At 70.9% G+C, this 12,417-nt stretch carries 14 protein-coding genes; 6 read left to right on the forward strand and 8 right to left on the reverse strand.

Translation table 11 applies throughout. From position 1 onward, the window contains the following. Positions 1–53: 53 nt before the first annotated feature. Genes ACFVHK_RS15685 through ACFVHK_RS15695 form a run of 3 tightly spaced genes read right to left on the reverse strand, consistent with a single transcriptional unit; the run spans position 54 to position 2,853 of the window. Positions 54–1,484, reverse strand: coding sequence for an amidohydrolase family protein (locus ACFVHK_RS15685; RefSeq protein WP_376929636.1), 1,431 nt, complete (start codon positions 1,482–1,484; stop codon positions 54–56). A gap of 2 nt (positions 1,485–1,486) precedes the next feature. After that, positions 1,487–2,542: a zinc-dependent alcohol dehydrogenase gene (locus tag ACFVHK_RS15690; protein ID WP_376929637.1), complete on the reverse strand. Its 1,056-nt coding sequence runs from the start codon at positions 2,540–2,542 to the stop codon at positions 1,487–1,489. After that, complete coding sequence (locus tag ACFVHK_RS15695; protein WP_129233096.1) at positions 2,542–2,853, reverse strand: Dabb family protein; 312 nt, start codon at positions 2,851–2,853, stop codon at positions 2,542–2,544. The genes ACFVHK_RS15690 and ACFVHK_RS15695 overlap by 1 nt, the downstream gene beginning before the upstream one ends. A gap of 210 nt (positions 2,854–3,063) precedes the next feature. Between ACFVHK_RS15695 and ACFVHK_RS15700 the strand changes: the two genes are divergently transcribed. Then, complete coding sequence (locus tag ACFVHK_RS15700; protein ID WP_376929638.1) at positions 3,064–4,095, forward strand: ketopantoate reductase family protein; 1,032 nt, start codon at positions 3,064–3,066, stop codon at positions 4,093–4,095. Then, positions 4,092–5,126 carry a ketopantoate reductase family protein gene (locus tag ACFVHK_RS15705; RefSeq protein ID WP_376929639.1) on the forward strand — a complete coding sequence of 345 codons (1,035 nt, stop codon included), beginning with the start codon at positions 4,092–4,094 and terminating at the stop codon, positions 5,124–5,126. The genes ACFVHK_RS15700 and ACFVHK_RS15705 overlap by 4 nt, the downstream gene beginning before the upstream one ends. Before the next feature lie 46 nt (positions 5,127–5,172). Here ACFVHK_RS15705 and ACFVHK_RS15710 read toward each other — a convergent pair whose 3' ends face one another. The 4 genes from ACFVHK_RS15710 to ACFVHK_RS15725 form a co-directional block, all read right to left on the reverse strand. Further along, on the reverse strand, positions 5,173–6,618 hold the full coding sequence (locus ACFVHK_RS15710; RefSeq protein WP_376929640.1) for an amidohydrolase family protein: 1,446 nt from the start codon (positions 6,616–6,618) through the stop codon (positions 5,173–5,175). A 41-nt stretch (positions 6,619–6,659) separates the two neighbouring features. Further along, on the reverse strand, positions 6,660–7,367 hold the full coding sequence (locus ACFVHK_RS15715) for an SDR family NAD(P)-dependent oxidoreductase (RefSeq protein WP_129233100.1): 708 nt from the start codon (positions 7,365–7,367) through the stop codon (positions 6,660–6,662). Beyond that, positions 7,364–8,260 (reverse strand): cupin domain-containing protein, encoded by an 897-nt coding sequence (locus tag ACFVHK_RS15720; protein WP_376929641.1) that lies wholly within the window; start codon positions 8,258–8,260, stop codon positions 7,364–7,366. The genes ACFVHK_RS15715 and ACFVHK_RS15720 overlap by 4 nt, the downstream gene beginning before the upstream one ends. 143 nt (positions 8,261–8,403) lie before the next feature. Then, positions 8,404–8,829 (reverse strand): rhodanese-like domain-containing protein, encoded by a 426-nt coding sequence (locus ACFVHK_RS15725; protein ID WP_376929642.1) that lies wholly within the window; start codon positions 8,827–8,829, stop codon positions 8,404–8,406. Between the two features lie 44 nt (positions 8,830–8,873). Between ACFVHK_RS15725 and trxA the strand changes: the two genes are divergently transcribed. The 4 genes from trxA to ACFVHK_RS15745 are packed head-to-tail and all read left to right on the forward strand — an operon-like array spanning position 8,874 to position 11,047. Continuing rightward, the gene (gene trxA, locus ACFVHK_RS15730) at positions 8,874–9,254 is read left to right on the forward strand and encodes a thioredoxin (protein ID WP_129235775.1); all 381 of its coding nucleotides are present in this window, start codon (positions 8,874–8,876) and stop codon (positions 9,252–9,254) included. Next, complete coding sequence (locus ACFVHK_RS15735) at positions 9,251–9,526, forward strand: YgaP family membrane protein (RefSeq protein ID WP_129235774.1); 276 nt, start codon at positions 9,251–9,253, stop codon at positions 9,524–9,526. The genes trxA and ACFVHK_RS15735 overlap by 4 nt, the downstream gene beginning before the upstream one ends. 40 nt (positions 9,527–9,566) lie before the next feature. After that, complete coding sequence (locus tag ACFVHK_RS15740) at positions 9,567–10,445, forward strand: endonuclease/exonuclease/phosphatase family protein (RefSeq protein WP_376929643.1); 879 nt, start codon at positions 9,567–9,569, stop codon at positions 10,443–10,445. Beyond that, positions 10,445–11,047, forward strand: a complete 603-nt coding sequence (locus tag ACFVHK_RS15745) for a hypothetical protein (protein WP_376929644.1) — start codon at positions 10,445–10,447, stop codon at positions 11,045–11,047. The genes ACFVHK_RS15740 and ACFVHK_RS15745 overlap by 1 nt, the downstream gene beginning before the upstream one ends. A 49-nt stretch (positions 11,048–11,096) precedes the next feature. On the opposite strand, the gene menC is transcribed toward ACFVHK_RS15745, so the two are convergent. Then, positions 11,097–12,380: an o-succinylbenzoate synthase gene (gene menC, locus ACFVHK_RS15750; RefSeq protein WP_376929645.1), complete on the reverse strand. Its 1,284-nt coding sequence runs from the start codon at positions 12,378–12,380 to the stop codon at positions 11,097–11,099. Positions 12,381–12,417 lie beyond the last annotated feature (37 nt).

Raw genomic sequence — 12,417 nt, forward strand, 5'->3', positions numbered from 1 at the left:
TCACACTTACCAGTTGTTTATCTGAGATGAACGAATCGACCCCTCGGCAGCGCCTAGGCCCGCTCCCGATACAGCGGGATGTCGATCGGAGGTTGCGGAATGAATCCGCCGTGACGCGCCATCTCGTCGTAGAGGTGCTCATGCGAGTCGGCCAGCGTGCGGAGCGCCCCCGGGACGTCGACGTGCACGAGCTGCCCACCGCGCTTGACCACGCGGCCGTCCACGAGCACGGTGTCGACGCACCCGGCGTGGGCTTGCGCGATGATGGCGCCGGCGGGATCGAGCCGATTCCAACCTGCCTGGCTGATTCCGCCCATCTCGAGGAGCACGATGTCCGCTCGCTTTCCCGGTGTGAGCGAGCCGACCACGTCGTCCACTCCGGCTGCACGCGCCCCGTTGACCGTCAACCAGCGCAACGCGTCGCGCGTCGTCCACGACATCTCCTGCGGGGCCATCCAGCGCTGATAGCCCGGCTCGTCGGCCCGATACCGGCTCGCTTGGAGGACGAGCCGCGCATGGGAGATCATGTCGCCGCCGTTGCCGCTCACGCAGTCGATGCCGAGGCTCGGTCCGGGCGTATGGGTCGTGACCTCCGCGATGGCGGGATACCCCATCCCCATCTGCATCTCGGTCTCGGCGCAGACCGACACGGTCGTCCCCGTGCCCTCGAGCATGCGCCACTCCTCGTCGGTGTTGAAGGTGCAGTGCACGAGCAGGACGTCGTCGCCCAGCAGCCCGTGCGCATCGAGCACCTCCACGTCCTTGAAGAGCTGGCGCACCATGACCTGGTTCGCGTGCATCGTGATGCGAGCGCCGAGCTCGCGTGCCAGGGCGAACTCGCGCGCCACCTGGGCGGCAGGCGCGATCGCCAGTTCCTGAGGGGCGATGCCGAACCGCAGCAGGCCGTCTGCGGAGAAGTACTCCTGCCTGATGCTCGTCGCGAGGCGGGCGCGCGTCGTGAGATCGGCCGGATCTGCGTCGCCCTCGGAGCCCCCGAGAGACTCGCCCCACGTATTGCTCGTGATGGGTGTCAGTCCGTGGCCGTAGAGACCGCGGATCCCAGCGTCGCGCAGGCCGGAGACCGCCGCGTGAGCGCAGTCGGGATCGAGGATGTTGTGGCAGTAGTCGACGATCGAGGTGATGCCGCAGTTGAGCGCGTCGAGCGCCCCGACGTAGTTGCCGGCGTACATGTCGGCGGCGCGGTACCGCGGAGCCATCTGGAGCCGGATCCCCCTCAGGTAGTCGGGGATGTTGCCGTCGGCGAGGATGCCGCGCAGCGCCGTCTGCCAGGTGTGCCGATGCGTGTCCACCATCCCAGGCATCGCGATCATCGTCGACGCGTCGATCACCTCCGCGTCCGTGACTCCGAGGTCGGCCCCGACCGCGGCGATCACCCCGCCCTCGATGAGGATGTCGCCGCGCGGGAGGTCGCCGATCGTGTCGTCCATGGATACGACTGCGGCTCGAGAGATGAGGGTGCGCATGTTCAGTTCCTCCGGTGGTCGGCCGGACGGGGCGCCTCGGCTCGCGGGTCGATCAGGGTCTTGATGCGGGTCGACGTGCCGGCGCGGAGGGGCTCGAGCCCCTCCGACACGGCATGCTCGAGCGGCAGGGCGAGGGGGGCGACATCGGACCAGTCGTCGCGGGCGGCGAGGAGTCGCACCGCCTCGGGCAGGTCGTCGGCGAACACGTGGGCGTTGGTGCCGATCACCGTGTACTCGCGCACGGTCCACTGCGCGAGCGGCACGGTGACGTCCGCCCGCTGGATCCCGACCGGGACGATCGTCGAACCCGGACGGGCCGCGTCGAGGACCGAGCGGAGTCCGGCTGCGCTCCCGCTCACCTCGAAGAGCACGTCGGGACTCATGCCGAGCTGCTGGAGCCGATCGGCGACGCTCCCGCCGTGCGCGTCGAGCACCTCGTGGGCTCCGAGTCGTCGCGCGAGCGCAAGGCGCTCGGGGTCGAGGTCGACCGCGAGCACGCGCTGGCCGACCGCCGCCGCCGCGACGACGAGGAATGCGCCGATCCCGCCCGTTCCCACGATGACGGCGTGGTCGGACGGGCCGAGTCCGCTCCGTCGCACGGCATGCACGGCGATCGACATGGGCTGGGCGAGGGCGAGGGTGTCCGGGGACAGGCCGGTCCCGCTGACGTCCAGCAGAACGGAGCCGGGCACGACCGCGAACTCGGCGAGCCCTCCGTCCGACTGCAGTCCGGCGGTGCGGTACCGTTCGCACAGGTTCGTTCGCCCGCGGAGGCAGGCGCGGCAGGTCCCGCATGACACGCCGGCGCCGCACACGACCGTCGCGCCGACCGCGAGGCCCTCGACGTCGGGCCCGATCCGCTCGACCGTGCCGGCGAACTCGTGGCCCAGCACCACTGGGGGCGAGGTCAGCACGGGGCCGTGGTCGTACTCGGCGGCGTCACTGCCGCAGACCCCGCAGACCGACACCCGGACCAGCACCTCGCCGGGTCCGGGCTCAGGCACGGGGAGCGTGGCGACCGTGGCGTCCCCGGCGCCCGTGAAGACCAGCGCCCGCATCAGAGGACTCCGCCGGCGGACCCGAACGGAATCTGCACGGCCTGGCGTTCGGCGATCATCCGCCCGAGGAGGCGATCGTAGACGGCGCGATGGCCGGGGGAACCGAGGTAGGCCTCGAGCGCCGCGGCGTCATCGACGACCGCGACGACGCCGAAGTCGGCGCCCGGGCGAAGGCCGAGGCTCGCGCCGCAGTGGTAGGCGCGGAGCATCGGCAGCTCCGCCGCCATCTCCTGCAGCGCGGTGGTCAGCTCCTCCACGTGCGTCTCGCCGACCCCGTCGACCCAGGTGAAGACCGCGAGGTGGATGATCATGCTGCGCCTCGCTCCGGCCGTGCGCTGTCGAACATGGGGCTCCTCTCCATTGAGTTTCAGTGGTACTTTACAACCGCGCTGGTTCGGCAACCAGTACTGATCACGGATCCGCGAGAAATGGCGGATCTTCACCAGATCGCTCCGCGCATGCGTTTCGCGTCAGTGAACGACAGGGCTCGCAGGTGGAGTACTCGGAGAAGGAGCCAAGGAATGACCAGTCCCCGGATCGCCGTGCTCGGCACGGGTGCGCAAGGCGCCGGCATCGGCGCCGACCTCGTCCGCGCAGGGCTCGACGTGACGTTCATCGAGCAATGGCCCGCACATGTCGAGGCCATGCGCGAACGCGGGATCGAGGTCCGACTCCCGCTCGAGACCGTCGTGACCGACGTTCGGGCGCTGCACTTCTGCGAAGTCGCCACCCTGCGGGAGCCGTTCGACATCGTCCTCGTGCTGGTGAAGGCCTACGACACCCGGTGGGCCGTGGAGCTCATCGCCCCCCTGCTCGCCGAGGACGGCCTGGTCGTGGGCGTGCAGAACGGCATGACCATGCCCGCCATCGCGGAGGTCGTCGGTGCACACCGCACGATCGGAGCGGTCATCGAGATGGCCTCGAACATGTTCGAGCCCGGAGTCGTCACCCGGCAGAACGCCCCGCGCGACTCCTGGTTCGCGGTCGGCGGCGCAGAACCGCGCGCGCAGTCCCGAGCGGGCGAGGTCCAGCAGGTCATGCGCCACGCCGGCACCGTCGAGGTCTCCGATGACATCCACTCCTCGAAGTGGATGAAGCTCGTGGCCAATGCCGGCGAACTGGTGCCCTCGGCGATCCTCGACCTGCCGCTCGCCGACGCCGTCCGCGTGCCGGGAGTGCACGACTTCATGAATCGATGCGGCGTCGAGGCTTCCCGTGCGGCCATGGCGGACGGCGGACGGCTGGTGAGCATCTTCGGCCTGGAATCGAGCGAGGTGACTGATGCCGAGGCGTACTCCGCGCGGTTGCTCGGCGAGGTGCTCGACAAGTACTCGCTGCCCGACACCCGCACGACGGTGCTCCAGGACTGGATGAAGGGGCGTCGCTCGGAGTATCGCGAGGTGAACGGGCACGTCGTCGACGTGCTCGATCGCGTCGGCGAGCGCGCTCCGGTCAATGCGCATGTCGTCGACCTCGCCCGCCGCATCGAGCAGGGCGAACTCCAGCGCGGCATCGGTCTGCTCGACCTCATGCTCGAGGGAGTTCCCACGTGAGGGGCCGCGAGCCGCGGATCGCGGTGCTCGGCGCCGGGGCGAACGGCGGCGGCATCGGCGTCGACCTCGTCGGCGCCGGCCTGGACGTCACGTTCGTCGAGCAGTGGCCCGAGCACGTCGATGCGATCCGCCGGGACGGGCTGCGCGTCGAACTGCCCGATCGCACCACGGTGGAGCGGATCCCGGCCCTGCACCTCTGCGAAGTGGCCGAGCGTCGCGACGCGTTCGACCTGGTCCTGATGCTGGTGAAGGCGTACGACGCAGGGTGGGCCGCACGACTCCTGGAACCCCTGCTGGCCGAGGACGGGCTGCTCATCGCCGTCCAGAACGGGATGACCGCCGATCTCGTCGCCGAGGTGGTCGGAGAGGACCGCACGCTCGGGTGCGTGATCGAGGTGTCCGGGGAACTCGTCGCGCCGGGCTTCGTCCGGCGTCACACCCCGGCGGATCGATCCTGGTTCGCACTCGGCGCACTCGGCGACGACGGTCACCCCGCGCTCGACGGAGCGGCCGAGATCCTCGAGCATGCGGGATCCGTCTCGGTGGTCGACGACATCCGCTCGGCCAAGTGGATGAAGCTCGTCAGCAACTGCACCACGCTGGTGTCGACTGCCGCGCTCGGCCTGCCCATGATCGCCGCACTCGAGACGCCGGGGATGCGGGACCTGATGGTCCGAGCCGGCCAGGAGGCGCTCGAGGTCGGCCGGGGCGAGGGCCACGCGGTGCTCCCCATCTTCGGGCTCGCCCCCGCCGATCTCGCCCGTCCGGACACGGTCGTCGAGACCCTGCTCGATACGCTCTACCGCGGCTTCGTCCTGCCGACGACGACCACCACGGTGCTGCACGACTGGCGACGAGGTCGTCGGAGCGAGGCCGAGCAGCTCAACGGACACGTGGTGCGGCTCGGCGCGCGCCACGGCATCCCCACGCCGGCCAACGACGCCCTCATGGCGGTCGCCCGGGGGATCGAACGGGGCGACCTCCGGCCGGAGCCGCGCAACGCCGAGCGCCTGCTCGCGCTGGCCGGCTGACGGCCGAGCCGGGGCCGATCCCGCAGGATCGGCCCCGGCGATCGGCTCAGTCGTCTTCCGTGTACTGGTACGGGTTGGCGATCTGCTCGTCCTCGGGGATCTGGGGATGCATCCACTCGTCCCATGCCTCCTCGCCCATCGTGCTGCGCACGTGGTCCACGGATGCCGCGACCTTGTCGCGCACGGGCGCGAGCGGGAGTCCGATCCGCTCGCCGTCGTACTTCACGACCCGACCGTCGACGACGACGGTGTGCACGTCGGCCGTTCCCGCCTGGTAGACGACGTGGGCGTACGGGTTCAGGATCGGCGTCATCGCGGGCGACTCGTCGTTCTTGATGAGCACCACGTCGGCCTTCTTGCCCACGGTCAGCGATCCGAGCCTGTCGGTCATCCCGAGGGCGGTCGCGCCGCCCATGGTCGCCTGCCAAACGACGTCCTCCGCGCGGAGCCGGTTGACGTTGACGGTCTCGCCCCGGGACTGCAGGTCGAGGTGATCGCGCGACCGGAACGCGCTGAGCGTCGCGCGCATCGCCGAGAAGAAGTCGGCGCTCCACCACACGCTCGTGTCCATCGACAGCGACGCGGGAATGCCGTACTTGCGGATCTCCCACGTCGACGGGTAGCCCTGTCCGGCGCTCTGCTCGCTCTCGGTCGCGACCGAGACCGTGCCGCCGGTCGCGGCGATCTTCTGGTAGCTCTCCGGGCTGAGCGACGAGGCGTGCACGTAGGTGACCTCGTCGGTCATCCAGCCGCCGTCGTACATGTGCGTGATGGCCTGGTCGGTGGTCGCGCCCCAGACGCCCGCGTGGGTCGTGACCCGCAGTCCGAGGTCGCGGGCGGCCTGGAAGGCGGCCGCCTCGGGGAAGTCCTCGCTGTCCGGCACGTCGAAGGCCACCTGGAGGCCGAGCATGTCGTCGGGGGCGTTGAAGTTGTCGGTCACGAACTTCCGGAACTCGGGGCTGTTCGCCCACTCCCACGGGGCGCCGAGGTAGTTGCCGTAGGCCAGCACGAACCGTCCCGGGATCTCACGGAAGGCCTGCAGTGCGGCCTCGCCGTACTCCGGCGTGCGCAGCGCGTGCGACCAGTCCAGCGTCGTGGTGACGCCCTGGTCGATCGACTCGAGCGCGCTCAGCAGGTTGCCCGCGTAGATGTCCTCCGGCCGGAAGACCTCGCCCCAGGTCAGGTAGTAGAAGACGAAGTACTGGCTGAGCGCCCAATCGCCGCCGTAGCCGCGGAGCGCCGTCTGCCACATGTGGCGGTGCGTGTCGATCATGCCGGGCATGACGATGCCGCCCGACGCGTCGATCTCGAGCGTGCCGTCGGGCACCTCGAGCTTCGGGCCCACCCCGGCGATGGTCTCGCCGGAGATCAGCACGTCGGCGTTCTCGAGGACGCCCTGGGAGTCGACGGTGATCACCGTCGCGTTGCGGAAGACGACGGGACGACCGGAGGCGAACTCCTCGGGTCGGGGTCGTGCGGGTGCATCGGTCATGGTTCCTCCTCGTTGAGTGATCCGAAACGGAGCGCCGGTCGTCAGGTGATCCGCCACCCGCGGTCGACGCACAGGTTGACGCCCGAGACGCCCCGGTTCTCGAGCAGGAACATCGTGGCGCCCACGATGTCGGCCATGGTCGCGAGGGCGCCGCCGGGGGTCCGCGACTCGTACCCGGCGAGCACCCCCGCGGGCTTGCCCGCCCAGAACGGGCTGTCGCCGACGATGCCGGGGTGCAGTCCGTTGACGCGCATCGGGGCGAGCTCCAGCGCCAGGCTGTGCACGAGCCCGACCACGCCCCCGTTGATGGTCGACACCGTGGTCGATCCGGGATAGGGGGCGTCCTTCGCACGACCGCCGAAGAGCACGATCCCGGTGTCCACCGTCTCCTCCATCCGGCCGAGGAGGGTGTGGACGGTCTCGGTGTAGCCGACGAGCTTCAGGGTGACGAGGCGGGTCGCCCGCGCGATGTCGTACTCCCGCACGGTGTTCGCGTCACGCTCGATCGCCGCGAGGACGAGGCCGTGCACGGCGCCGATGCCGGAGAGGCTCGCCGCGATCGTCTCGGGCTCGGAGATGTCGACCGCCACACCGGTGGCCCGGTCGCCGATCGAGGCGGCGACGTCACTCGCCCGCGACGGGTCGCGGCCCGTGAGGATCACGCGGTCGCCGCGGGCCACGACCTCCTTGGCGATCTCGAGCCCGATTCCCGAGGTGCCTCCGACGACGACGACGGTCCGTTCGCTCATGACTGCTCCCCCAGCTGCTCGGACAGGTAGTCCCAGTCGCGCACGAACCGGTAGGCGTGCCGAGCGGGCATCTGCGGCGACTGGGTCTCGAGCCAGCGCACCGGCGCACCCGTCGCCCGGAACGAGTGGATGCAGCCGACGCCGGCCCACGCGATGTCACCCGGGCGCATCCGGAACGTCTCGCCGTCGAAGGTCGCGTCGACCTCGCCGTCGAGGATCAGGTAGGCCTCTTCGAGCGGGTGGTCGTGCGGACCCGCCTTCCCGTCGGGCTCGTACTGGACCATGAACATCGTGGAGAGCACCGAGCCGAGGTCGGAGTCGACCATCATCTTCAGCGAGATCCCGCTGTAGACGAGCAGCGCGGTGCGCATGCTCGCCGACTGCGCGAGGAGCTCCTGGGACTGTCGGCCCGGATCCATCTGCTCGGGCGCGATCGCTCCGAACGAGCGGGTTCGCGGGTCGCGCGGATCGACGCGGACGGGCTCGGCGAAGGGGAGGTCGGGGACCCGGTACGTGTCCGAGCCGTTTCGCCGCCTCGGCGGAGGCGCGAAGATGTCGGCCCACTCGGCGTCGCCCTCGCCGACCGCGCGCCAGGCATGCGGGACGCCGACCGGGATCACTCCGTAGTCGCCGGCGACGAGGTGCACCGTGGCCTCGGGCGTCGCGAGGAGGACCTCGCCCTTCAGGAGGTGGAACGACTCCTCGAAGGAGTGCACGTGCGTCGGGACGTGGCCGCCCTCGGCCAGCCGCGAGATCCCGAAGTCCGTGTGCGCGGATCCGTCGTCGTATCCGACCGCGCACCAGCGAGCCAGTCCGTCCGAGCCCGGCGCGAGTTCACCCGGCTCCTCGAAGACGGACTCGTCCGATCGACGGACCACAAAGCGAGCACTCATGGACGCCTCCACCACCTGAACCTCGACGTTCAGTTCTGGTGAACATTCCATCCGTCTGCATGGAACTTGTCAAGGGCGGAGGAGCGTCTCGCGCCGGTGTTCCGCCGAGGTGAGGCACATCGAGTCGACGGCGACGCGCAGCCTCACTGAACGATCGGCAGCCCCGTGGCATCCGCGGCCTGCTGCATCGAACCGGCGTCGGTCACGTCGAGGCCGGCGTCCTCCATGAGCGCGGTGGCCTGGGCAGAGCGGTTGCCCGACTTGCAGTAGACGACGTAGTCGCCCTCTGCGTCGAGTGCCGGGATCTCGGCGGCGAGCTGCCCCGAGGTGAGGTCGAGGTTGACGGCGCCGTCGAGGTGGCCCGCGGCGTACTCGGCGGGGGTGCGGACGTCGACGACGACGGTGTCGGCACCGAGCTCGATGGGCTCGGGCGACGCGCAGCCGCTGAGGGCGAGCGCGGTCGCGCCGGCGATGGCGACCAGGCCGGCGCGCAGGCCGCGAGCGCGGCGGGTGGAGGGGACGGAGCGGGTCGCCGGGGCGCCCGATGAGCGGGTGATCGTGGTCTGCATGGAGTAGATAATACCCCAGGGGTATCTCATGCTAGAATCGGGGCATGGCTTCCGTGAACATCACCCACGACACGATCGAGTCGACCATCAAGGACAACGACATCGTGCTCCTCGACTTCTGGGCGGAATGGTGCGGCCCGTGCCGCATGTTCGCCCCGATCTTCGAGTCGGCGTCGGAGCAGCACGCCGATGTCGTCTTCGGCAAGGTCGACACCGAGGCCGAGCAGGCCCTCGCCGCGGGCTTCCGCATCACGTCGATCCCCACGCTCGTCGTGTTCCGCGAGGGCATCATCGTCTTCGCGCAGCCGGGCGCGCTGAACGGCGCCCAGCTCGAGCAGGTCATCGAGGGCACCAAGGCGCTCGACATGGACGACGTGCGCCGCCAGCTCGCCGAGCAGCAGGCCGCCGCCGCAGCCCAGGCGTGAACCGCGTCGTCCGCGCGCTCACCTCGCGCTCCTGCGCGGTGAGCCGCGGTGAACGGGTGCTCCGCGGCGTCATCGCGGTGTTCCTCGCCGCGTTCGCGGCATCCAACCTCGAGAACCTGTGGTGCGCGATCCCCGCAGGCATCTGCGCGACGTTCCTCGCGATCGGGGCGGTCACCGGATGGTGCCCCACGGACCTGTTCTCCCGCTCCGCCCTCGAGACCGAGCCGAACGTGCTCGGCTACCCCGAGGCGCGCCGTCAGCTGCTGGGCTGAACGACCCGATCGGGTGCGCGCCGGGCGTTACGCTGGGCCCATGATGACGGACGAGCCGCTCATCGGTCCGGTCGAGGCCCCCGACCTGCACGTGATGTCGTTCAACATCCGGCGACGCATGCCGCGGAACCGTCCGGGGAGCCCCGACCGCTGGGCGACCCGGAAGCCGCTCGTGCGCCGCCTCCTCGCCGCCGAGCGGCCGACCGTGCTCGGGGTGCAGGAGGCGCTCGACGAGCAGGTCGAGGTCGTCGCCGACGCGCTCGGCGGGAGCCACCGGTGGGTGGGCACCGGGCGCGATCCCGGCGGGCACGGCGAGGCCTGCCCCGTCTACTACGACGACGCTCGCCTCGAGCTCACGGAGTGGCGGCAGCTCGCGCTCTCCGCAACGCCCGGTGAGCACGGCTCCCGATCCTGGGGCAACCTCACGCGCCGCGTCGTGGTCTCCGCGGAGTTCACCGACCGCGCGACCGGCGGACGCCTGCACGTCTTCAACACCCACCTCGACCACCTCTCGCGCCGATCGCGGCTGCAGTCGGCGCGCATGATCGCCGGCCTCGCCCATGCCGCCCACCTCGACGAGCCCGAGGCCGCGATCGTCGTCACCGGCGACTTCAACGCCGACGAGCGATCGGCCGTGCACCGCCGACTGACCGGCGACGGCGTCCTCCGCGACGCGTGGGACGCCACGGGCGAGCAGCTCACGCCCGAGTGGGGCACGTTCTCGAACTACGGTCCGCGACGACGCGGCGGACGCCGCATCGACCTGATCCTCGTCGGCGGCGCCGCCGAGGTGACGCACGCCGGCATCAACGCGGCGAGGTTCGAGGGGCGCGCGGCATCCGACCACGAACCCGTGCAGGCGGTGCTGCGGCACCGGTCGAACGACGAGGCGGCCGCCGGCCGCGAGGAGGCAGGGTGATGCGGAGCATCTGGGGCGGACTGACCCGACGTGCCGACGGCCCCGGCGAGATCGCGGCCGACATGCTGCGGCTCATCGCACTCGTCTGCATCCCGATCGCGGGCATCGGCTGGGGCCCGCTGGGGCTCGTCAGCCTCGCCTTCGTCGCCGCGTGCATGGTGGTCCCCCGGCTCCTGCACGTCCGGCCGGGACTCGACATCGCCTTCGGCGTCATCGCGCTCGTGTCCGTCTGGAGCAGCGTGACCGACCTCTACGTCAGCGTCCGCTGGTGGGACATCCCGATGCACTTCCTCATGAACGGACTCGCCGCCGTGGTCGCGGTCCTGCTGTTCGCGCGACTCCGACTCATCGCCGACCCGCTCCGACTCCCCCGACCCGTGGTCGCGGCGGTGCTCGTCACCACGGCGTTCGGTCTCGGGCTGGGCGTGATCTGGGAGGTGTTCGAGTGGTTCGGCAAGACCTTCATCGACGACGGCATCTACGTCGACTACCGCGACACGATCGGCGACCTCGTCTGGGGCGGACTCGGCTCGGCGCTCGGCGGGCTCGCGCTGCCGGTGCTCGCGCCCGAGCCGGATCGGGCGGCGGTCCGGAGGGCCTGAGCACGCGGGGCGACCCGCATGGCTCACGCCGGTCGGGACGGCCCCGGCGTCATGCGCCGATGGTCACCGCCGGCCGGGACGCCCAGTCGCGCACCAGGTCGTCGCGCACCGTCACGCCCGTGCCCGCGGCATCCGGCACGCGCATCTGCCCGCGGTGCTCGCCCGCGCCGAGCACGAACGGCTCGGTGAGGTCCTCCGCGAAGTAGCGACCCGACGCCGACGTGTCGCCCGGCAGGACGAAGCCCGGAAGGGCCGCGATCGCGACGTTGGCGGCCCGACCGACGCCCGTCTCGAGCATGCCCCCGCACCACACCGGCACCTCGCGCGCCCGGCACGCGTCGTGCACCCGCAGCGCCTCGAGGAACCCGCCCATGCGACCGGGCTTGATGTTCACGATGCTCGTCGCGCCGCGCTCGATCGCGTCGACCGCGGTCGTGACGTCGAGGATCGACTCGTCGAGGCACACGGGGGTCGCGGCCGCTTCCGCGAGGCGCACGTGCGTCGCGAGGTCCTCCTCGGCGAACGGCTGCTCGATGAGCAGCAGGTCGAACGGGTCGAGGCTCGCGAGCAGGGGGATGTCGTCGGCCGTGTAGGCGGTGTTCGCATCGACCTGGAGCATCGCGTCTCGACCGATGAGCTCCCGCACCGCGGCGACCGGCACGAGGTCCCAGCCGGGCTTGATCTTCAGCTTGATGCGACGGTAGCCCGCCTCGAGGTAGCCGGTCACCTCGTCGAGCAGTTCCTCGAGGGTGGGCGCGATGCCCACCGAGACGCCGCAGTCGACCCAGTCGCGCACCGCGCCGAAGCACTCCCCCATCGAGCGGCCCTGGGCGCGGAGCTCGGCATCGAGGACGGCGGCCTCGAGGGCGCCCTTCGCCATGCGGTGCCCCGCGACGAACGACAGGGCCGGGGCGACGGATGCCGCGAGCGGCACGCTCGCGATCGATGCCGCCGCACCGCCCTCCGCGCCGTTCCCGGAGGCACCGCCCTGCTCGCGATCGTCGACCCAGATGCCGGTCGCGTGCGCGGGGTCCTCGATGAGCACCCCGCTCACGTGCCCGTCGTCGACGACCCTCGGCACGGGCGCACGCAGCAGTGCCGGCGCGAGGTAGTGCTCGATGACGGATGCCGCGCCGTCGACGTACTCGCCCGAGTAGAACGGGTCCCGACCTGCGACGCACTCCCCCCAGCCGTCACCCCGATCGGTGCGCACGTGCACCAGCAGCACCTCGCGAGCCGTCTCGCGGCCGAACGAGGTCTCGAACGGGCGGACGAGCGGCACCTCCAGGCGGTGCAGTTCGATCGCCTCGATGCGTGGCGGGGTGTCGTTCATCGTGCCTCCCGGTCGGATCGCCGCGCCCTCATCCTCT

The organism is Agromyces binzhouensis, from assembly GCF_042672355.1.
GTDB classification, from domain to species: Bacteria; Actinomycetota; Actinomycetes; order Actinomycetales; family Microbacteriaceae; genus Agromyces; species Agromyces binzhouensis.